Below are 19187 nucleotides of genomic sequence, written 5' to 3' on the forward strand. Positions count from 1 at the left end.
CACGGAACATCATCAATGACATCGGCCATGCAGGAGCTTCTGTCCATACTCGACCTGGAGAGGCTGGAGCACAACCTGTTTCGTGGTCGCAGCCCGCAGGTCGGCTGGCAGCGCGTGTTCGGCGGGCAGGTCATCAGCCAGGCCCTCGTTGCCGCCCAGCGCACCGTCGAAGGCGCGCGTTTCGTCCATTCGCTCCACTGCTATTTCATGCTGCCGGGCGATCCCGCCGTGCCGATCGTCTACCAGGTCGACCGGCTTCGCGACGGAGGCTCCTTCACCACGCGGCGGGTGACCGCCATCCAGCACGGCCACGCCATCTTTTCGCTGGAATGCTCTTTCCATGTCGAGGAAGAAGGGATGGAGCATCAGATGCCCATGCCTCTCGATGTGCCGCCACCTGAAGAGTTGAAGACCCAGTTCGAGCTGATCGAATCGAGCGGCCTCGACATTCCCGATGCGATCCGCAAGTTCTGGGCGCGCGAACGCCCGCTCGAAATCAAGCCGGTCAACCTGGCGCATTACGTCAGTCGCGAGAAGCTGGAACCCGTCCAGCACGTCTGGGTTCGCATGACGGGCGAAGTGCCGGACGACCGGCACCTGCAGGCCGCCATCCTGGCCTATCTCTCCGACATGACGCTGCTCGACACCTCGACCTTCCCCCATGGCAGGTCGGGATTCGACCCGCAGATCCAGATGGCGAGTCTCGACCACGCGATGTGGTTCCACCGCACGCACCCGCTCGACGACTGGCTGCTCTACACGGCCGACAGCCCCAATGCGATCGGCTCGCGCGGCTTTTCGCGGGGACTGCTCTATTCGCGGGACGGGACCCTCGTCGCCTCTACCGCGCAGGAGGGCCTGGTGCGGCTGCGCAAGAAGCCTACGAAGTAGGCAAAATCGCAAAAATGCACATTTCTTAGGCTGTCTGGTTGCTGCATGTGCGAAGCACATGGCAGGCTTCCGCGCCGGAACCCTTTGTTTACAAGCTGTTGAGGGGCGTGGCGCCGATGTGGCACGGCTCTTGATTCACCCTTGTCATCTCCGGCCGCTTCTGGCGGTCGGCGACGTCCTGCACATGCGGGGGACACGCAACAGCGAAGGGTGAAACCTGATGAAAATCGTGATGGCAATCATCAAGCCGTTCAAGCTCGACGAGGTGCGCGAGGCGCTCACCGGAGTCGGGATCCAGGGGCTGACCGTCACCGAAGTCAAAGGCTACGGACGGCAGAAGGGGCATACGGAGATTTATCGCGGCGCCGAATACGCAGTGAGCTTCCTGCCCAAGATCAAGATCGAAATCGCCGTCCCGGACGAACTGGCGGACAAGGCCGTGGAGGCGATCTCCACCGCGGCCAAGACCGGTCAGATCGGCGACGGCAAGGTCTTTGTCTACGGACTCGACCAGGCGGTGCGCATCCGCACCGGCGAGACCGACGCAGACGCGCTCTAGGCGGCGCTTAGCTTCAATGGAGATTGCTATGAAAATTCCGACTCTCATTTCAGGCGTGCGGGCGGCTGCGGCCTCCGCCGCGCTGACCGCCTTCATGGCGCTGCCTGCCTGGGCGCAGGACGCCGCAGAGGAGGTCGCCGAGGAGGTGACAGAGGCCGCACCGGCTTTTGCATCCGCTGACGAAACCGCGTTCATCTTCAACACCCTACTGTTCCTGCTGGGCGGCATCCTGGTCATGTGGATGGCGGCGGGCTTCGCCATGCTGGAAGCCGGCATGGTGCGCACCAAGAACACCGCCATGCAGCTGACCAAGAATGTCGGCCTCTATTCGATCGCCGGCATCATGTACTGGGCGCTCGGCTATTCGATCATGTATGTCGATGTCGGCTCCTATGTCGGCACGTTCTGGCCCTATAGCTGGCCGGAAGCCGGCGCCACCAACGAGGGCGACTATTCGGTGGCCTCCGACTGGTTCTTCCAGATGGTGTTCGTCGCGACCGCGGCGTCGATCGTCTCGGGTACGGTTGCCGAGCGCGTGAAGCTGTGGCCCTTCTTCATCTTCGTCGTGGTGCTCACCGGTATCCTCTATCCCATCACGGGCGCGTGGACCTGGGGCGAGGGCTGGCTCGATGCGATGGGCTTCTCCGACTTCGCCGGTTCGACCATCGTGCACTCCGTCGGTGGCTGGGCAGCGCTTGCCGGTGCCATCGTGATCGGCGCGCGCGCCGGCAAATATGGCGCCGACGGTTCGGTTCACCCGATCCCCGGTTCCAACATGGCACTCGCCACGCTCGGCGTGTTCATCCTGTGGCTCGGCTGGTTCGGCTTCAACGGTGCCTCGCAGCTCGCCATGGGTACAAACGCCGACATCTCCGACATCAGCCGCATCTTCGCCAACACCAACCTGGCAGCGGCCGGTGGCGTGGTCGCCGCGCTCATCCTGACGCAGCTGGTCTATGGCAAGGTCGACATCACCATGGTGCTGAACGGCGCCCTGGCAGGCCTCGTCGCCATCACGGCAGAGCCGCTGACGCCTGGACCTTTCGCGGCCATCATCATCGGCGCCGTCGGCGGTGCGATCGTGGTCTTCTCGGTCCCGCTGCTCGACAAGCTGAAGATCGATGACGTGGTCGGTGCGATCCCGGTCCACCTTCTGGCCGGCATCTGGGGCACGCTCGTGGTTCCCGTCACCAATGGTGACGCTTCCTTCGGGGTCCAGATCATCGGCATCGTGGCCATGGGCGCGTTCGCCTTCATCGCCTCGTTCATCGTGTGGATGATCCTGAAGGTCACCATCGGCGTGCGCGTCAGCCCCGAAGACGAGATGACGGGACTCGACGTCGCCGAAATCGGCGTGGAAGCCTATCCCGAGTTCACGGGCGGAAACGTTCGCTGAACCGGACTCACTCGCGGCAGGTGTTGCCGTCACAAGCTGGAAGGACCCGGTTCGCCGGGTCCTTCTTTTTTGGACCGGACGCTTGCACCGGTGATGGGCGCGTGACATTGGAATCCAGGCTCCAGACACGCTTCATGCTGCTGGACTTGCCTGCGTTTCATGAAGCTCGGGCAGGCGACCCGGCATGAATGGAGTTTCCAGTGGAAGGCAATCTCAGCCCGTTCGGCATGAGCCGGTTGGTAAGAGGGCTCGTCGAGATTCACCACAGGCCATCGCGCTGGCTGATCGCCGTCGTTTCCTTCCTTTTTGCCTTCGGGCTCAGATACCTGATCGATGACATTCTTCCGCCAGGGTTTCCGTTCCTGACGTTCTTCCCTGCCGTGATCCTGACCACTTTCATCGGCGGGCTGGGCCCCGGCATGCTCGTCGTGGTGGCCTCGGCGCTGGCATCCTGGTTCTTCTTCATTCCTCCCTTCAACGGATTGGGGATAGACGGCCCCGCGGCGCTCGCGCTCGGTTTCTTCGTCGCCGTGGCGATTGTCGACGTGGCGATCATCCATCTGATGTTCAAATGGTTGCTCGCCCTCGACAGGGAGCGCGAATTCAGCCGCCAGCTGGCGTCGTCCCGGGATCTGATGTTCCAGGAGATGCAGCACCGAATCTCGAACAATCTTTCCGTCGTGTCGTCCCTGCTGCGCATGCAACGAAGGGCCGTGCAGGATGAGGCGGCGATCAAGGCGCTGGACGCCGCGGCGACGCGGCTCGCCCTGATCAGCAGGATCCATCGCAAGCTCCACAATCCCGATGGCCAGCAGCTGCCCTTCGCCGCGTTCCTGGAGGATCTATGTCGCGATATGCTCGAAGCGGCGGGTGAGCAGGGCAACATCACGTGCATCGTGCAAGGTGACGAACTCTACCTGTCTTCCGACCGGGCCGTGCCGGTGGCGCTCATCGTGGCCGAGCTGGTGTCCAATTCGCTCGAGCACGGCTTTCGGGGACGACAAGAGGGAACCATCAAGGTCGACCTGCGCAAGCAGTCCAATGAGGAAGTGGTGCTGACGATCAGTGACGATGGGGCAGGGCTGCCGGACGGTTTCGACCTGGCTTCCGTCCGCAGCCTGGGGTTGCTGGTCGCCCGACAGCTTTCGGAGCAGATCGGGGCCTCCTTCTCGATGCTGTCGGCGGAAGGCTCGGTCTCCGAAATCCGCTTTCACGACCTCTGACCTTCGACCTCTCGCCCCCTGCATGGTTAATGCCGCCTTAACCTAACGCCGCATAGATTACCGAAAACCGCCTGCTGCTGGAGGCGGCGTGTTCAAGGTATCGAGGTGGGTCCATGGGGTTCGGAGCATCCGCGCTGTTGGGGTTTGATGATTCGAGAAGCGGCCTGAGCCGCTTTCTCCGGCGATTGGGCGCTCGCCTGCTGGGGCTCGCCTTGATTGCGGGTGTCGGTTTCACCATCGCTTCGCTCGCGACCTGGAACGTCGCGGACCCAAGCTTCAGCCATGCCACGAACAATCCGGTCTCCAATGCCATGGGCTATCCGGGCGCGGTGCTGGCAGATCTGGCCATGCAATTCCTGGGACTGGCGAGTGTCTTCGCGCTGATTCCGGCCGTGCTGTGGGGCCTGCTTCTCCTGTCGGGGCGCGAGATCGACCGCCGGCCGCGTCGTGCGCTGGCGTGGGCGGGTGCCGCGATACTCGCTGCCGGCGTGGCCGGCTGCGTCGAGGCGCCGCCGACCTGGCCGTTGCCAACCGGTCTCGGCGGCGTGTTCGGCGATCTGGTTCTGGCTCTGCCGGCCCGGCTGATGGGCGGCTACCCATCGGGGCTGGCAGGATTTGCCATTGCCGCCGTGCTTCTCGTTCCGACCCTGTGGCTCGGCCTGTTCGGGGCGGCTGTCCTGGCGCGCCCCCAGCCCGCAAAAGCCAAGCCGAAACGCGCGAAGCGCCAGCCGGTCGAAGAGATGGATGTCGACGACGAGGAGCAGTTCGACGACGAAGAGGACGACGAGGACGATCGCGGCACGCCGCTGCTCGGCGCGGTCACGCATTGGTGGCTGTCGGGACGCGCCTTCATTCGCAGACGCATGGGCGATCGGCAGATTCTGCCGCGCATCAAGCGCGAGGCATTCGATGACGGGCTGGACGAACTCGAACTGGCCGAAGCGCGGCGAGGACGCATGGAGCCCGGCTTCGAGGATGCCTCGGTGCATCTCGGTCGGCCCCAGCGGGAGGACGACGAGGACACGTTCGACGATTTTTCCGATATGCCGATGTCCGACCAGCCGGTCAGCAAGCGGGTCGACAACCCGGTTGCGGCACCGAAACCCGGCGCTCGGGTGGCGCGCGAGGCGCAGGGCTCCCTGATCCGATCGGAAGGTTTCGAGATGCCCTCGCTGCATTTCCTGGCCGAGCCCAAGAACGTGAAGCGCGATCCGTCCCTGTCGAAGGACGCGCTGGAGCAGAATGCACGGCTGCTGGAAGGGGTGCTGGAGGATTTCGGCGTCAAGGGCGAGATCATCCATGTTCGTCCCGGCCCTGTTGTCACACTCTACGAGCTGGAACCGGCGCCAGGCATCAAGTCGTCGCGCGTGATCGGGCTTGCCGATGATATCGCCCGCTCGATGAGCGCGATCGCCTGCCGCGTGGCCGTCGTCCCGGGCCGGAATGCCATCGGCATCGAGCTGCCGAACTCTTCGCGCGAGACCGTCTTTCTGCGCGAACTTCTGGCCAGCCGCGACTTCGAGACGACCAAGACCAAGCTGGCGCTGGCGCTCGGCAAGTCGATCAACGGCGAATCGGTGATCGCCGACATCGCCAAGATGCCGCACCTGCTGGTCGCCGGCACCACCGGCTCGGGCAAGTCGGTGGCCATCAACACGATGATCCTGTCGATTCTCTATCGAATGAAGCCCGAAGAGTGTCGCCTGATCATGATCGACCCCAAGATGCTGGAGCTTTCAGTCTATGACGGCATCCCGCATCTGCTGACGCCGGTCGTGACCGACCCGAAGAAGGCGGTGGTGGCGCTGAAATGGACCGTGCGCGAGATGGAGGACCGCTATCGCAAGATGTCCAAGCTCGGCGTGCGCAACATCGACGGCTACAACCAGCGCGTCGGCCAGGCCGAGAAGAAGGGTGAGCCGATCACCCGTACCGTGCAGACCGGCTTCGACCGCGAGACCGGCGAGGCGATCTACGAGACCGAGCATCTCGAGATGGAGCCGATGCCCTATATCGTGGTCATCATCGACGAGATGGCCGATCTGATGATGGTGGCCGGCAAGGACATCGAGGGCGCCGTCCAGCGGCTCGCGCAGATGGCGCGCGCGGCCGGTATCCATGTCATCATGGCCACCCAGCGGCCATCGGTCGACGTCATCACCGGCACGATCAAGGCCAATTTCCCGACCCGCATCTCGTTCCAGGTGACATCGAAGATCGACAGCCGCACGATCCTTGGCGAGCAAGGCGCCGAGCAGCTTCTGGGCCAGGGCGACATGCTCTTCATGCTGGGCGGCGGCCGCATCCAGCGCGTGCACGGGCCCTTCGTTTCCGACGAGGAGGTGGAGCAGGTCGTCGCGCATCTGAAGACGCAGGGCGTGCCCGACTATCTCGACGCCATCACCGAGGACGAGGACGACGAGGACGGTGGCTCCGCCGGGGGCGGCAGCGGCAGCGGCGGGAATTTCGAGGATTCGGACGATCCTTACGATCAGGCTGTCTCGGTTGTGCTGCGCGACGGCAAGGCGTCAACCAGCTACATCCAGCGCCGGCTTGGCATCGGCTACAACCGTGCCGCCTCCATCATCGAACGCATGGAACAAGAAGGCATCGTGGGCCCCGCCAACCACGCCGGCAAGCGCGAGATTCTCGTGCCCACCGAGGAGGAGGCGTTTTGAGGGGCCAGGGAACGACTTCGCAGGCAGGACATTTTTCGACTGCCCCTGCCAAGGACCGGCCCAACTTCAGCCAAACTGGCCGCCTAGATGACCATCATCAGCCAGGATGACCGAGACATGACGATCACCAAGACAAACTCCTCCTCCGCCGGGATATCCCGCCGCCGCCTGCTCGGCTCGGCCTGTGCCGCACTCGTGCTCGCAGCGGGATCGCAGTTCCTGCCCCTGGGCGTGCTGGCCACGCCGGCCGCAGCCTCGACCGAGGTCGCGCAGCGGGTCGCCAGTCACTTCTCAAGCGTGCGCACCATGATGGGTGAATTCGTTCAGTTCGGACCGCGCGGGGAGCAGACGGGCGGCAAGTTCTATATCGAACGGCCGGGCAAGCTGCGTTTCGACTACGAGGAGCCGTCGAATTTCCGCGTCACAGCGGACGGCCGGTCGGTCGTCATGGAGAACCGCCGCCTGCGAACGGCGGACCTTTATTCGCTGTCCAGCACGCCCCTCCAGCTCATCCTGGGCGACCGGATCGACCTATCGGGCGGGCGGGTTCGCGAAGTGGTGCAGGATGACGATCTGACGACGATCCGCATCGCCGACAATTCAATGTTTGGCGATTCCATCATCACCATGATGTTCGATCCCGAGACCTACGATCTGCGCCAGTGGACCATCACCGATGCACAGGGGCGCGACACCACGGTGATGATCTTCAATGTCGAGCAGGGCGTACAGTTCGACCCCTCGATCTTCCAGATCAACTACCAGCGGATCAACGAGATCAACACGCAGCGTCAGTAGCACCAGACGCTCTGTCGAGCCATTTTCTGTGGAATTTCAACCGGCCGGTGCCGACCAGGCGCCGGCCGGTTGCCTTGTGGGCGGGCGGCTGGCAGGTTCCCCGCCAGAATTCACCGCCCGGATCCCTCCATGCCCTTCACCGTCGCCACCTGGAACATCAACTCCGTGCGCCTGCGCATGCCGCTGGTCGAGCACTTTCTTCAGGAGTTCCAGCCGGACGTGCTGTGTCTTCAGGAAACCAAGTGTCCTGACGATGTCTTCCCGTTCAAGCCGCTGAGAAAGCTGGGCTATGAACATATCCAGATCAGCGGACAGAAGGGCTATCACGGGGTGGCGACGATCTCGCGCCGGCCGCTTGAACTTGTCGAGAAGCGGGATTTCTGCACCAAGGGCGACTGCCGCCACCTCTCGGCCAATGTCGAGGCCGGCGGTCGCAAGATCCTCGTGCATAATTTCTATGTCCCGGCGGGTGGCGACGAGCCGGATCCGGAGATCAATCCAAAATTTCGCCACAAGCTGGATTTCGTGGCCGAGATGCACAGTGTCCCGGCGACGGAGGGACCGGCGGCTGCATCGATACTGGTCGGCGATCTCAACATCGCGCCCCTCGAGACAGATGTCTGGTCGCACCGTCAGTTGCTGAAGGTGGTCAGCCACACCCCCGTGGAAACCGAAGGTCTGGAAACGATGCGCAAAGCCGGGGGCTGGGTCGACCTGATGCGCCGCCACATTCCGCCGGAGGAAAAGCTGTTCACCTGGTGGAGCTATCGCAACAGGGACTGGGCCGCTTCGGACCGCGGTCGTCGCCTCGACCATGTCTGGACGTCGCCGGGGCTGGCCGACGCCATGAACGGCGTTGAAGTCTTGCGCGCGGCCCGTGGCTGGGAGCGCCCATCCGATCATGTCCCGGTGATCGCCCGCTTCGACATCGACTAAGCTAGCCGAAGCGCGGCCCCAGTGCGGTGATGCGGGCAAGAAGGTCCTGGAGGTCGCGCGAAATGCGCTGGTGCAGCTTGGCCGCCAGTTCGGGATATTCCTCAAGGACGCGACGGAAGAGCTTGCGGTTGACCCGCAACAGCTCGGTCTGCGTGTCGGCGCGCGCATGCGTCATGCGCCGCGTGTCGGCGATCAGTGCCATTTCGCCCAGCAGGGTGCCGGCGTCGAGCGTGGCGAGGTCTTCGCTCTCGCCATCGCGTTCGCGGAACAGCACGACGCGCCCCTTGACCACCACATAGGCACCGTCCGCCGGATCTCCCTGGCGGTAGAGTATCGTGCCGGAAGGGCACGAAACGTTCTCGGATCCAAAGGCGAGCAGGCGCAGATGTTCATTTGCCAGTTCAGAGAAAAGGCTCACACCCGACAGGATACGAATGTCGTCGTCGACCGCCATAAGGCGTCCCCGGTTTTCTGCAGCCCCCTCCCGCTTGTTCTATTCCAACCGGGCTGCGTCAAGGGACGAGCTTGTAGCCGCCACTCTCTGTCACCAGAATTTCGGCATTTGACGGGTCGCGCTCGATTTTCTGGCGCAGACGGTAGACATGCGTCTCCAAAGTGTGGGTTGTGACGCCCGAATTGTAGCCCCAGACCTCTTCCAGCAGGATATCGCGGGTCACGACCTTCTTTTCGGCGCGGTACAGGTACTTGATGATCGCGGACTCTTTTTCGGTCAGCCGAATCTTGCCACCCTTCTCATCCGTGAGCAGCTTCTGGCTTGGCTTGAACGTATAGGGGCCCACCAGGAACGTCGCGTCTTCACTTTGCTCGTGCTGGCGCAATTGGGCACGGATGCGTGCCAGGAGCACGGCGAACCGGAACGGCTTGGTCACGTAGTCATTCGCACCGGCTTCGAGCCCAAGGATCGTGTCGGAATCCGTATCCTGCGCCGTCAGCATGATGATGGGGGCCTTGAAGCCGCCCTTGCGCAAAAGCTTGACAGCTTCGCGTCCGTCCATGTCCGGCAGGCCGACATCCATGATCACGAGATCGATCAGATTGCCGCGCACGGCCTGAATACCCTTGGACGCGGTGTCTTCCTCGACCACCGAGAACTCTTCATAGAGCGACAGTTGCTCGACAAGAGTCTCGCGAAGCTCGGCATCGTCATCAACGATCAGGATGGTGCGTGAGGTCATGGGTTCATTCCAGTTCTGCATGGCCGACCGGGCGAAACCGGCTTATGGATGTAATCGCGATAATTGAACGTGTGGTCACGACGATCTAACGAGGTGCCCAGCACCGTGCGTGCCGGGTGAAATGCATGCTTGCCAAGAATATAGGACAATCCTGTCGGCTGGCCACCGTGCGGGCACGGCCGGGCAATCCGCGCCAAGGTTTTCTGTCGATAGGCGGACGCGTCTTTCCTTGCGCGCTCGGGCGCGGCGGCATCCGGGCGATGAAGCGGGAGGGAGATGGGGCGACGCCCATGGCGGCGATGCGCGTGCTGGAGGGCTACTGGCGCGGCGATCGCGCTCGGCGCCCGAATTCCGCGCTCGGCTTCCGAATCATCCATGCAGAGGATGGATGGTGCGACGCTCCGTCGGATCCGAACTACAACCGCCCCGTTCAATTGCCCTATCCCGCCAGCCATGAACACATGCATCGTCATGATCGACTTTACGATCACGTGATCGTTCTGGATTGGAATTATGGCAGGCGTATGCGCGGGGCGGGCAGCGCGATATTCCTGCACGTGGCCAAGCCCGGCCTCCAGCCGACCGAGGGTTGTATCGCAGTTGACCCCCGGACCATGCGTATGATCCTGCCGCTCCTTTCGAAGCGAACGGTCATCCGCGTCGTCGGGTGACCAAGGACCCTTTGCAGCACCCTTCCACGCCGGCCCATGATCAGCGCGCTGCCGGGCAAAATCCCATCAGGGCGTCGCGATCCGCCACACCGATGTCGTCTTGACCTCTGCGTCTTCCAGCGCCCGCGTCACCGGCACCGTGTAAGTGGCCAGCCGTTCCAGCCCCGATATCGGCAAATAGGCGCGGCCGGGATCTCCCACGAGGATGATGGCGCCCCCGGCCGCCAGAGCGGAGAACCATGGCATCAGCCGACCAGCCAGGTCGCGGTCGTAAAACACGTCTCCGGCCAGAACCACGTCCCAATCGCCCAGGGTGCCGATCAGGTCCTGGGTCATGGTTTCCACCGGTACCTGGTTCAAGCCGGCATTGAGGGTCGTGGCTGCCGCACAGAACGGATCGATATCGCAGGCCTGCGCGCGGCGCGCGCCCGATTTCATCGCTGCTATGGCAACAAGTCCCGAGCCGGTGGCGAAATCCAGGACCGTCTTGCCGGCCACAGTTTCGGGATGGTCGAGGATGAAGCGGGCCAGCCCCTGGCCGCCGGCCCAGGCAAAAGCCCAGTACGGCGGCGGCAGGCCGATCTCCCGGAGTTCGTCTTCCGTCTTCAGCCACAGTTCGTGCGCCTCCGCCGCCATGTGCAAAGGGATTTCCGGCACATGGGGCGGCCGCAGGATCGCGGTGTTGGCGCGGATGAAGGCCGTTCGCGCAGCCTCATCTGCCGCCACCTCGCTCATGTCGCGGCGTCGAGACCACCCATGCGGCAGATCTCGGCCCATTCTTCGGGCGCCACGGGTTGGACCGAAAGCCGCGAATTGTTGACCAGCACCATATCGGCGAGTTTGGGGTTGGCCTTGATGTCGGGGAGGGACACCGGCTTCGGCATGTCCTTGAGCGCTCGAATATCAACACATTCCCAGCGGGGATCGTCGGTCGTGGAATCCGGATGGGCCAGCGCGCAGACTTCGACGATGCCGACGACCTCCAGACCTTCGTTGGAGTGGTAGAAGAAGCCCTGGTCGCCGAGTTTCATCTCGCGCATGTTGTTGCGTGCCTGGTAGTTGCGCACGCCATCCCATTGCTCGCCCGCCTTGCCCTTGGCCTTCTGCATCTCCCAGGACCATTTGAAAGGCTCGGACTTGAAGAGCCAGTAGCGCATCAGGCGTTCTCCGGGTTGTTGAAGGTCCAGTTCCACTGCTGCACGACGACGCTCTCGAACAGGCCGGCCTTCGAATAGGGGTCATCGGTCGCGATGCCCTCGGCCTCACCCCTGCTCGCAGCTTCGACCGCCACGAGCGAGCCGCTTGCCTGGCCCGCTGTGTCGAGCATGGGTCCGGCAAATTTGAGTTTGCCCGCCTCATTGAGACGGTTGAGATAGGAGACATGTTCCGGCCGTGTGTCGACTCGGGTCTGGATGTGGCCCGGCTTGTCCTTGCAGATCAGAAGGAAGATCATCGGTTACCTCGTTTTTTCGTCATTCCGTTTCGCTCTTGAGCGGGCGTGACATGAGCGCCTCCACGGCCTGATGGATGGTTATCCGGCCGGCCAGAATTCCCTCGACGGCAACGGTGATCGGGGCTTCAATCCCCCGTTCGCGGGTGATTCTCACCGCGATCGCGGCTGTCGCCACGCCTTCGGCGAGAGGGCGGTTCGCCAGGCTTTCGCCACGCCCGAGCGCCATGCCATACGCAAAATTGCGCGATTGCGGCGACGAGCAGGTAAGAACGAGATCACCCAGTCCCGACAGGCCGAACAGGGTTTCCGGCCGTGCGCCCAGCGCTTCGCCGATGCGGCGCAGCTCCACGAAACCGCGCGTGACCAACGCTGCCTGAGCGCTGGCGCCGAGCCCGGCACCGGCCGCGGCGCCGGCCGCGATGGCCATGACATTCTTGAGCGCACCGCCGATCTCAACGCCAATCAGGTCGTCGGACGAATAGCACCGGAAATGCGGCGCGGACAGAAGCTCGGCCAGCTGCGAGGCGTGCTCGGCGCTTTGCGCGGCCACGGTGACGGCCGTCGGCAAGCCACGCGCCACGTCGGCTGCAAAACTCGGCCCGGAGAGCGCCGCGACCGGGCTCATTGGCAGGACTTCCGCGGCAATGTCGGACATCAGCTGCCCTGTGTCGCGTTCAATGCCCTTGGCGCACAGCACGAGCGGGACGGTCGATGTCACATGGTCGCGCATCGCCAAGAGCATCTGGCGCAGACTCTGAGCGGGCGTCGCGACCAGCACACAGTCGACGCCTCTCAGCGCATGGCCGAGATTGCCGGTCGCCTCCACCTGTTCGTCGAAGCGGATGCCGGGCAGGTAGCGTGGGTTCTCCTGTCGTTCGACAATGGAACGCACCGTCTCGGCGTCGCGCGCCCACAGACGCGTCTCATGGCCGGCTCTGGCCGATGTCAGTGCCAATGCCGTGCCCCAGGCGCCTCCGCCGACCACCGCGATCCTGTCGCTCATGCCTTGGCCCCCCGTTTGCCCGATCCGACGCGTGCTGCCGCCGTCTCATCGAGCGGCCAGCGCGCGCGGGGCGCCAGGGCGAACGCCTCTGCTGGCACGAGGCCCGCATTCAGCCGTTCGAGGCCGGCCCAGGCGATCATCGCGGCATTGTCGGTGCAGAGTTCGAGCGGTGGCGCCACAAGGCGTGCGCCGCGCTCCCGGCACAGGCCATCGAGGGTCGATCGTATAGCCTGGTTGGCAGCCACGCCGCCCGCGACAACGAGTGTGGGCAAGGCGATGCCGGGATGCTCTGATAGAAAGCGGTCGAGGCTGCGGCCCACGCGCTCGCTCAGCGTGCGGGTGACCGCGCTCTGGAAAGAGGCGCAGATGTCCGCGACATCGGCGTCGCTCAGCGGCGCCAGCGACGTCGCGACCTGTCGGACTGCTGTCTTGAGACCGGAAAACGAGAAATCGAGGCGCTGGCTGCCGGCGAGCGGTCGCGGAAGAGCAAAGCGCGAGGGGTCGCCGGTGCGAGCCGCGCGCTCGACATTCGGCCCGCCGGGATAAGGCAGACCGAGCAGCTTCGCGGTCTTGTCGAAGGCTTCGCCCAGCGCGTCGTCGATCGTGGTCGCCCATCGTCGATAGCGGCCGACGCCCTCAACGAGCAGAATCTGCGTGTGACCACCGGAGACCAGCAGCAGCAGATAGGGGAACGCAAGACCGTCAGTCAGTCGGGCGGTCAGGGCGTGTCCCTCCAGATGGTTGACCGGTATCAGGCTTTTGCCCGACGCGGCGGCCATCGCCTTTGCGGTCATGGTGCCCACGATCAGGCCGCCGATGAGGCCGGGTCCCGCGGTCACGGCGATGGCATCCAGCTGGGCAAGCTCCGCACCCGCGTCGTCCATTGCCCTATTGATCACGCCATCGAGCAGTTCGACATGCGCCCGCGCGGCGATTTCGGGCACGACTCCGCCATAGGCGGCGTGGTCCTCAATCTGGCTGGCAACGACATTGGACAGGATGTGGCCCGCGCCGAGGTCGTCGAGACAGACGATTGCCGCCGCCGTCTCGTCGCAGCTCGTCTCGATTCCGAGCACCTTCCTCATGCCGTTTCGCCCAACATATCCCGGCCGATGTTGCCGCAAAAGCAGTTCGCCTATAGGTAGGCCAGAGCGGCCCGAAATCCGAGCCGGACCTATCACGGACCCGATGGCATGCAAACACGAGTCTTGAAGATCGGCACCCGCGGAAGTGAACTCGCGCTTGCCCAGGCGCGCGAGACACGGGCGCGGCTGATGGCAGCTCACCGCCTGCAGGAGGATGATTTCGAGATCGTCGTCATCTCGACCAGCGGCGACCGTATTCAGGATCGTCCGCTGTCGGAAGTTGGCGGCAAGGGGCTCTTCACGAAGGAGATCGAGGAGGCGCTGCTCACCGGCGGGATCGATATCGCCGTCCATTCCTCGAAGGACATGCCCACGGCGCTGCCGGAAGGACTGGAACTCTCCTGTTTTCTAGAGCGGGAGGATGTCCGCGATGCTTTCATCGGCCGCGCCGCGGCGAAGCTCGAGGAATTGCCGGAGCGCGCCGTGGTCGGATCATCGTCGCTGCGCCGTCAGGCGCTCATCCGCCGCCTGCGCCCGGATGTCGAAGTGGTGATGTTCCGCGGCAATGTGCAAACGCGGCTGCGCAAGTTGAACGAAGGCCAGGTCGGCGCCACGCTTCTTGCCAATGCCGGCTTGCGTCGGCTGGGCATGGCCGAGGTGATCACCGAACTTCTGCCCGTCGACCGATTTCCGCCCGCCCCGGGCCAGGGGGCGATCTGCATCGAGAGCAGGATAGGCGACACGCGTGTCCGCGACATGCTCGCTCCGATCGGGCATGGCGAGACCGAAGCCGCGCTGTCCTGCGAGCGGGCGTTCCTCGCCGCCCTGGACGGTTCGTGCCGGACACCCATTGCCGGGCATGCCCGCGTCGAGGGGGACCGGATCGCCTTCAGCGGCATGATCCTGACGCCGGATGGCGCCGAGGTTCACGAGATCGAAGCCGATGGAGGGATTTCGGATGCGGCCTCGATCGGCGGGCGAGCCGGCGAGACGGTCCGGGCGCGGGCTGGTACGACTTTCTTCGACAGCTGGACCTGAGATGGCTCGGCGCGTGATGGTGACGCGCCCCGAACCGGGCGCTTCGGCGACGGCGGCACGGTTGAGGGAAATGGGCCTGGAAGCCGTCGTTCTTCCCCTGACCCGGATCGAACCTCTTGCCGGTACCGTCAAGAATGCTGCCTCCTTCGACGGCGTCGTCCTGACCAGCGCCAATGCGGTGCGGATGGCTTCACCGGATCTGCTGGTGGTTATGCGCGAGCTGCCCTGCCATGCGGTAGGGCCGGCAACCGGAGAAGCTGCCCGGTTGGCCGGACTGAAGGTGGTGCTGGAGAGCAGGGGCGATGCAGCCAGTCTTTCAGAGGACATCATATCCCGTTTGCCTCGCGGATCGCGGCTTCTCTACCCCTGCGGACGCGTGCGCTCCCTCTCGCTGGAAGACGCGCTCGGGGATGCCGGGATCGATGTAACCCCGCTGGAAGTCTATGACGCGGTCGCAGTCGGCTATCCGTCATCGGCTATTCGCGAGGCGGTGGCCGACCGTCCATTCGATCTTGCGCTCATCCATTCCCGGCGTGGCGGCGAGTTGCTGGCTGGCATCATGTCGCGGCCGGAACTTGGCGATCTGTTTGCCGGCACGATGATTCTCAGCATTTCCGCCAAGGCAGCCGCGCAACTTGCAAATCGTCACGTTGAGGTTGCCGCGGAACCCTCGGAACCGGCGCTTCTGGCACTCGTTAAGGCGAAGGTCTGAGAGCTTCGCCCTTTTCAGACGGTCGCCATGTGCTAGAGCAGGAGGCGATATCCGAATTCGAGTGGAGTTCCGCCATGGTCAAGTCGCCCGGTCCCAAACACTCCAAGCCACGCAAGGAGCCTGTGACCATCGATCTCGATCCCAAGGACGTGGAGCGAAAGCCAGGCGAGGCCAAACCTTCGGCCGATACGGCACCCTCCAAGCCAGACGACGGCGCCATCGGCACCTCCCGCAATACGGGAGAGAAATCCGCCTCAACTGGAGCGGGGGAGGCCAAAGCCGACCCTGTCGCGCCCGCCGGTGATACCAAGTCGCAAGGCAGCGGCCCGGCGCAGGCCGAGCCGACGGCGTCACCCTCCGTCTCACAGGCCAAGGCGGCCGCTGGAGGACCTGAATCCACCAAAGCCGGGTCCGCGGCTTCCCCCTCGGCCGCAAGCAAGGCGCAGAGCGATGCCGGCACGACATCCGACGGCTCCAAGGCGAACCACAAGGATGGTGCCGGCGCCGAACGAAAGGCTTCAGGTCCTGCGGTTCCGCCCTCCGGTGCCGGCGGTGCAGGAGGCATGAAGCCGCCTTCCGATACGCGGGGCACCGCGTCTGCAAGGCCAGGCCGGGGAACGGCACTTCTCGCCGGCCTCGCGGGCGGGCTGATCGCGTTGCTTCTGGTCGCGGTCCTCCAGTGGGCAGGCATGTGGCCGGTAGGAACGGCGGCACGCGGCAGTGGCGAGGTCGCCGAGTTGCGGATGCAGATCGACGAGTTGCGACAGGCCATGGCGGACGACGAAACGGGTGCAACGTCGGAGGACATCGACGCCCGCATCGGCGAGGCGGTCGAGGCGAGCGTCGCCCCGCTGCGCGACGAACTCGCTTCGCTTCAGGCCGATCTTCCCGATGGGAGTGGCGAGGCGGCCGATCTGCAGCCGCTCCAGGAGCGGCTCGACGCGGTGGAATCTGCGCTTGCCACCATCGGTGACGGCTCGCCGGATGGTCTGCAGGCCGAAGCCGATGAACGCTTTGCCGCGCTCGAATCACGGGTGGAAGCGATCGAAGCCGGCGCAGGCCAGGACGATGAACTGGCCGCGCGCATGGACGGGCTCGAGCAGGAGCTTGCCGCGGTGCGGACGGAAATGGGCGAGCGGGCGGATGAACCACGCGCGGCGCTGGTCATCGCGGCATCCGCGCTGAAGATGGCGATCGATCGCGGTAACGGGTTCCAGAGCGAACTCGAAACATATGCGTCGCTGGCGCCGGATGCGGAGAGCGTGGCAAGCCTGGGCGCGTTTGCGGAAGCTGGCGTGCCGACACGCAGCGCCATCCTGGCCGATTTACCTGCCGCCGCCGACCGGATGGTCGCCGCAGGGCGCGCGCGTGACGAGGGTGCGGACTTTCTCGGCAATCTGTGGCAGAGCGCGCGCGATCTTGTGGCCGTGCGTCCCATAGGCGCGATCGAGGGCGACAGCACCGAGGCAATCGTGGCGCGGCTGGAGGCGGCGGTGCGCGAGGGCGAATACGGAACGGCGCTGTCCGAATACGAGGCGCTTCCGGCAGCTGCCCAATCGGCGGGCGCCGACTACATGGAAGGCGTGCGCGCGCGCCACGAAGTCGACGGGTTGATGGACGAGGCGTTGACCGGCGCGCTGAGGGCGTCCTAGGGCATGGTATCGCGCAAAGGGCCACAGGTCCCTCACCCTTCCAAGATCATTTTCCCGCTTCCGTCGTCCAGGCTGAGTTCAGCCCGGCGCGGGACGCGATAGGAGAAAGCAAGACCCAATGTTGCGTGTGCTCTTCTTCCTGATTCTGGTTTTCGCCCTTGCCATCGGCTTTTCCTGGCTGGCCGACAGACCGGGCGAACTCACCCTCCTCTTCGGAGGATATCAGTATCGCGTCTCGCTGCTCGTGGCGGCGATCATGGTGGTCGCGACGGTAGCGGCCGTGATGATCGCCTGGTGGGTGGTCAAGGGTATCTGGAACAGCCCGCACGTGGTGGCGCGCTATTTCCGGGCCCGGCGCCGCGACAGGGGATATCAGGCACTGTCGACTGGCATGATTGCGGCCGGCGCGGGCGATTCGGAACTCGCGCGGCGCAAGAAGAAGGATGCGCTGAAGCTGCTCAGTTCCGACCAAGAGCCGCTGATCCTGCTGCTCGACGCGCAGGCCTCGTTGCTGGAGGGCGATCACGACGCCGCCCGCGCCAAGTTCGAGGGCATGCTCAAAGATCCTGAACTGAAGCTCCTAGGCTTGCGCGGTCTCTATCTCGAGGCGCGCCGTCTGGGCGAGAACGAAGCGGCAAGGCACTACGCCGGTCAGGCCGTCGCTGAGGCGCCCCAACTCTCCTGGGCCGCCGATGCGACGCTGGAACAGATGAGCGAGTCAGGCGAGTGGGACGCCGCGATCCAGCTTGTCGAGCGGCAGAAGGCCACGCGTCAGATCGAGCGGGAACAGCTTGCCCGGCGCAAGGCTGTTCTGCTCACTGCAAAGGCACGAGAGACCCTCGACGCCGATCCCACGGCCGCCAAGAATGCCGCGCTGGAAGCCAACCGCCTGTCTCCCGATCTCGTTCCGGCCACCGTGACGGCGGCGCAGGCACTCTTCCAGCTGGGCGACCTGAAGCGGGGAACCAAAATCCTCGAGGCAGCCTGGAAGAAGGAGCCGCACCCCGAGATCGCCGATGCGCATGTTCATGCCCGACCCGGCGATTCGACACATGACCGGCTGGCGCGCGCCAAGAAGCTGGCGGCACTGCGGCCGAACCATGTGGAAAGCGCTCTGGTCGTGGCACGGGCGGCCTTCGAGGCGGGAGAGTTCACCGAGGCGCGCAAATCGATCGAAGCCGCGCTCCGCCAGGAGCCCCGCGAAGGCACGTTTCTTCTTCTTGCCGATGTCGAGGAGGCGGAGACAGGCGAGCAGGGCCGCGTCCGGGAGTGGCTGGCGCGGGCCGTGCGGGCACCGCGAGATCCCGCGTGGGTGGCCGATGGGTACGTTTCGGAAAGATGGGCCCCAGCCTCTCCCGTGACCGGGCGACTCGATGCCTTCGAATGGCGCTCGCCGGTGGAAAGGCTGGGCCGCATCGTGGAAGCGGGCGAAAGCGAACTTCCGCAGATCGCGGTGATCCCGCCCGCCCGTCAGATGTCCCCCGCAGTCGCAGAGGTCGAGGCTGCTCCGGCGGCGGTAACGACGCCCGGCGCGGAAGACGCACAGAGGATGCCCGACCCGAAGGGTGACGGCCCTGTCGCGGAACAGGCAACAGGCGGTGACGTCGAAACGCCGTCCGAAGTCTCTACAGGTGGAAAAGAGCCCACTTCGCCGTCTCCCGAAGCGTCCAAGCCGGTCGTGGCTGAAGCGAAAGTTGGCGGCCAGGTCGACGCGGAGCCGACGGACGACGAGGCTGTAGGCACCGAGGAGCCGCGCCAGCCGCCGATCCCCGACGATCCCGGCGTCGACCCCGATGAGCCCATGAAGCGCGAGGCGAGCCGCTTCAGACTGTTCTAGAGTGCAGGTTGCGCCCAATAAGTTGTCGCCAATCGAAGCGGCCTCTTGGCCCCGGCGCA

19 protein-coding genes are annotated in these 19187 nt (G+C 64.6%); 12 read left to right on the plus strand and 7 right to left on the minus strand.

Annotated elements, in window-relative coordinates; all coding sequences use genetic code 11:
• Positions 1-15: 15 nt before the first annotated feature.
• From tesB to GRZ55_RS02535, 7 genes are all read left to right on the plus strand, one after another.
• Positions 16-891, plus strand: coding sequence for an acyl-CoA thioesterase II (tesB, locus tag GRZ55_RS02505; protein WP_169285290.1), 876 nt, complete (start codon positions 16-18; stop codon positions 889-891).
• A gap of 220 nt (positions 892-1111) precedes the next feature.
• Positions 1112-1450, plus strand: a complete 339-nt coding sequence (locus GRZ55_RS02510; RefSeq protein ID WP_169285291.1) for a P-II family nitrogen regulator — start codon at positions 1112-1114, stop codon at positions 1448-1450.
• A 28-nt stretch (positions 1451-1478) separates the two neighbouring features.
• The gene (locus GRZ55_RS02515) at positions 1479-2846 is read left to right on the plus strand and encodes an ammonium transporter (protein WP_169285292.1); all 1368 of its coding nucleotides are present in this window, start codon (positions 1479-1481) and stop codon (positions 2844-2846) included.
• A gap of 188 nt (positions 2847-3034) precedes the next feature.
• On the plus strand, positions 3035-4069 hold the full coding sequence (locus tag GRZ55_RS02520) for a sensor histidine kinase (protein ID WP_169285293.1): 1035 nt from the start codon (positions 3035-3037) through the stop codon (positions 4067-4069).
• A gap of 113 nt (positions 4070-4182) precedes the next feature.
• Positions 4183-6747 carry a DNA translocase FtsK gene (locus tag GRZ55_RS02525; RefSeq protein WP_169285294.1) on the plus strand — a complete coding sequence of 855 codons (2565 nt, stop codon included), beginning with the start codon at positions 4183-4185 and terminating at the stop codon, positions 6745-6747.
• Positions 6748-6864: 117 nt separating this feature from the next.
• Positions 6865-7545: an outer-membrane lipoprotein carrier protein LolA gene (locus tag GRZ55_RS02530; RefSeq protein ID WP_169285295.1), complete on the plus strand. Its 681-nt coding sequence runs from the start codon at positions 6865-6867 to the stop codon at positions 7543-7545.
• Positions 7546-7674: 129 nt separating this feature from the next.
• On the plus strand, positions 7675-8481 hold the full coding sequence (locus GRZ55_RS02535; protein ID WP_169285296.1) for an exodeoxyribonuclease III: 807 nt from the start codon (positions 7675-7677) through the stop codon (positions 8479-8481).
• A 1-nt stretch (position 8482) separates the two neighbouring features.
• On the opposite strand, the gene GRZ55_RS02540 is transcribed toward GRZ55_RS02535, so the two are convergent.
• Together GRZ55_RS02540 and GRZ55_RS02545 are read right to left on the minus strand one after the other, a co-directional pair.
• Positions 8483-8935 (minus strand): Crp/Fnr family transcriptional regulator, encoded by a 453-nt coding sequence (locus GRZ55_RS02540; protein WP_169285297.1) that lies wholly within the window; start codon positions 8933-8935, stop codon positions 8483-8485.
• 58 nt (positions 8936-8993) lie between these two features.
• Positions 8994-9677, minus strand: a complete 684-nt coding sequence (locus GRZ55_RS02545) for a response regulator transcription factor (RefSeq protein ID WP_169285298.1) — start codon at positions 9675-9677, stop codon at positions 8994-8996.
• Between the two features lie 125 nt (positions 9678-9802).
• On the opposite strand from GRZ55_RS02545, the gene GRZ55_RS02550 reads away from it, so the two are divergent.
• Positions 9803-10348: a L,D-transpeptidase gene (locus GRZ55_RS02550; RefSeq protein WP_210257181.1), complete on the plus strand. Its 546-nt coding sequence runs from the start codon at positions 9803-9805 to the stop codon at positions 10346-10348.
• A gap of 66 nt (positions 10349-10414) precedes the next feature.
• On the opposite strand, the gene GRZ55_RS02555 is transcribed toward GRZ55_RS02550, so the two are convergent.
• Genes GRZ55_RS02555 through tsaD form a run of 5 tightly spaced genes read right to left on the minus strand, consistent with a single transcriptional unit; the run spans position 10415 to position 13889 of the window.
• Positions 10415-11083: a methyltransferase gene (locus tag GRZ55_RS02555; RefSeq protein ID WP_169285299.1), complete on the minus strand. Its 669-nt coding sequence runs from the start codon at positions 11081-11083 to the stop codon at positions 10415-10417.
• Complete coding sequence (locus tag GRZ55_RS02560) at positions 11080-11505, minus strand: EVE domain-containing protein (RefSeq protein WP_169285300.1); 426 nt, start codon at positions 11503-11505, stop codon at positions 11080-11082. Before GRZ55_RS02560 ends, GRZ55_RS02555 begins: the two co-directional genes overlap by 4 nt.
• On the minus strand, positions 11505-11801 hold the full coding sequence (locus GRZ55_RS02565) for a YciI-like protein (protein WP_169285301.1): 297 nt from the start codon (positions 11799-11801) through the stop codon (positions 11505-11507). The genes GRZ55_RS02560 and GRZ55_RS02565 overlap by 1 nt, the downstream gene beginning before the upstream one ends.
• Before the next feature lie 19 nt (positions 11802-11820).
• Entirely contained in the window at positions 11821-12804 is a 984-nt protein-coding gene (locus tag GRZ55_RS02570; protein WP_169285302.1) for an NAD(P)H-dependent glycerol-3-phosphate dehydrogenase, read from the minus strand.
• Positions 12801-13889, minus strand: coding sequence for a tRNA (adenosine(37)-N6)-threonylcarbamoyltransferase complex transferase subunit TsaD (tsaD, locus tag GRZ55_RS02575; protein WP_169285303.1), 1089 nt, complete (start codon positions 13887-13889; stop codon positions 12801-12803). Before tsaD ends, GRZ55_RS02570 begins: the two co-directional genes overlap by 4 nt.
• A gap of 108 nt (positions 13890-13997) precedes the next feature.
• Here tsaD and hemC point away from each other — a divergent pair, with 108 nt between their 5' ends.
• The 4 genes from hemC to GRZ55_RS02595 all read left to right on the plus strand — a co-directional run bounded on the left by hemC (position 13998) and on the right by GRZ55_RS02595 (position 19128).
• Positions 13998-14927, plus strand: a complete 930-nt coding sequence (gene hemC / locus GRZ55_RS02580; protein WP_169285304.1) for a hydroxymethylbilane synthase — start codon at positions 13998-14000, stop codon at positions 14925-14927.
• A gap of 1 nt (position 14928) precedes the next feature.
• Positions 14929-15639: a uroporphyrinogen-III synthase gene (locus GRZ55_RS02585; protein ID WP_169285305.1), complete on the plus strand. Its 711-nt coding sequence runs from the start codon at positions 14929-14931 to the stop codon at positions 15637-15639.
• Between the two features lie 74 nt (positions 15640-15713).
• The gene (locus tag GRZ55_RS02590) at positions 15714-17291 is read left to right on the plus strand and encodes a COG4223 family protein (RefSeq protein WP_169285306.1); all 1578 of its coding nucleotides are present in this window, start codon (positions 15714-15716) and stop codon (positions 17289-17291) included.
• A 118-nt stretch (positions 17292-17409) separates the two neighbouring features.
• Complete coding sequence (locus GRZ55_RS02595; RefSeq protein WP_169285307.1) at positions 17410-19128, plus strand: heme biosynthesis protein HemY; 1719 nt, start codon at positions 17410-17412, stop codon at positions 19126-19128.
• The last annotated feature ends 59 nt before the right edge of the window (positions 19129-19187 follow it).

The sequence above is a fragment of the Chelativorans sp. ZYF759 genome (assembly GCF_012911015.1).
Taxonomy (GTDB): domain Bacteria; phylum Pseudomonadota; class Alphaproteobacteria; order Rhizobiales; family Rhizobiaceae; genus ZYF759.

Excerpts from the sequence above, each read along its gene's own strand:
- tesB (WP_169285290.1), top strand. The coding sequence starts at position 16 with ATGACATCGGCCATGCAGGAGCTTCTGTCCATACTCGACCTGGAGAGG.
- GRZ55_RS02510 (WP_169285291.1), top strand. The coding sequence starts at position 1,112 with ATGAAAATCGTGATGGCAATCATCAAGCCGTTCAAGCTCGACGAGGTG.
- GRZ55_RS02515 (WP_169285292.1), top strand. The coding sequence starts at position 1,479 with ATGAAAATTCCGACTCTCATTTCAGGCGTGCGGGCGGCTGCGGCCTCC.
- GRZ55_RS02520 (WP_169285293.1), top strand. The coding sequence starts at position 3,035 with ATGGAGTTTCCAGTGGAAGGCAATCTCAGCCCGTTCGGCATGAGCCGG.
- GRZ55_RS02525 (WP_169285294.1), top strand. The coding sequence starts at position 4,183 with ATGGGGTTCGGAGCATCCGCGCTGTTGGGGTTTGATGATTCGAGAAGC.
- GRZ55_RS02530 (WP_169285295.1), top strand. The coding sequence starts at position 6,865 with ATGACGATCACCAAGACAAACTCCTCCTCCGCCGGGATATCCCGCCGC.
- GRZ55_RS02535 (WP_169285296.1), top strand. The coding sequence starts at position 7,675 with ATGCCCTTCACCGTCGCCACCTGGAACATCAACTCCGTGCGCCTGCGC.
- GRZ55_RS02540 (WP_169285297.1), bottom strand. The coding sequence starts at position 8,935 with ATGGCGGTCGACGACGACATTCGTATCCTGTCGGGTGTGAGCCTTTTC.
- GRZ55_RS02545 (WP_169285298.1), bottom strand. The coding sequence starts at position 9,677 with ATGACCTCACGCACCATCCTGATCGTTGATGACGATGCCGAGCTTCGC.
- GRZ55_RS02550 (WP_210257181.1), top strand. The coding sequence starts at position 9,803 with ATGCTTGCCAAGAATATAGGACAATCCTGTCGGCTGGCCACCGTGCGG.
- GRZ55_RS02555 (WP_169285299.1), bottom strand. The coding sequence starts at position 11,083 with ATGAGCGAGGTGGCGGCAGATGAGGCTGCGCGAACGGCCTTCATCCGC.
- GRZ55_RS02560 (WP_169285300.1), bottom strand. The coding sequence starts at position 11,505 with ATGCGCTACTGGCTCTTCAAGTCCGAGCCTTTCAAATGGTCCTGGGAG.
- GRZ55_RS02565 (WP_169285301.1), bottom strand. The coding sequence starts at position 11,801 with ATGATCTTCCTTCTGATCTGCAAGGACAAGCCGGGCCACATCCAGACC.
- GRZ55_RS02570 (WP_169285302.1), bottom strand. The coding sequence starts at position 12,804 with ATGAGCGACAGGATCGCGGTGGTCGGCGGAGGCGCCTGGGGCACGGCA.
- tsaD (WP_169285303.1), bottom strand. The coding sequence starts at position 13,889 with ATGAGGAAGGTGCTCGGAATCGAGACGAGCTGCGACGAGACGGCGGCG.
- hemC (WP_169285304.1), top strand. The coding sequence starts at position 13,998 with ATGCAAACACGAGTCTTGAAGATCGGCACCCGCGGAAGTGAACTCGCG.
- GRZ55_RS02585 (WP_169285305.1), top strand. The coding sequence starts at position 14,929 with ATGGCTCGGCGCGTGATGGTGACGCGCCCCGAACCGGGCGCTTCGGCG.
- GRZ55_RS02590 (WP_169285306.1), top strand. The coding sequence starts at position 15,714 with ATGGTCAAGTCGCCCGGTCCCAAACACTCCAAGCCACGCAAGGAGCCT.
- GRZ55_RS02595 (WP_169285307.1), top strand. The coding sequence starts at position 17,410 with ATGTTGCGTGTGCTCTTCTTCCTGATTCTGGTTTTCGCCCTTGCCATC.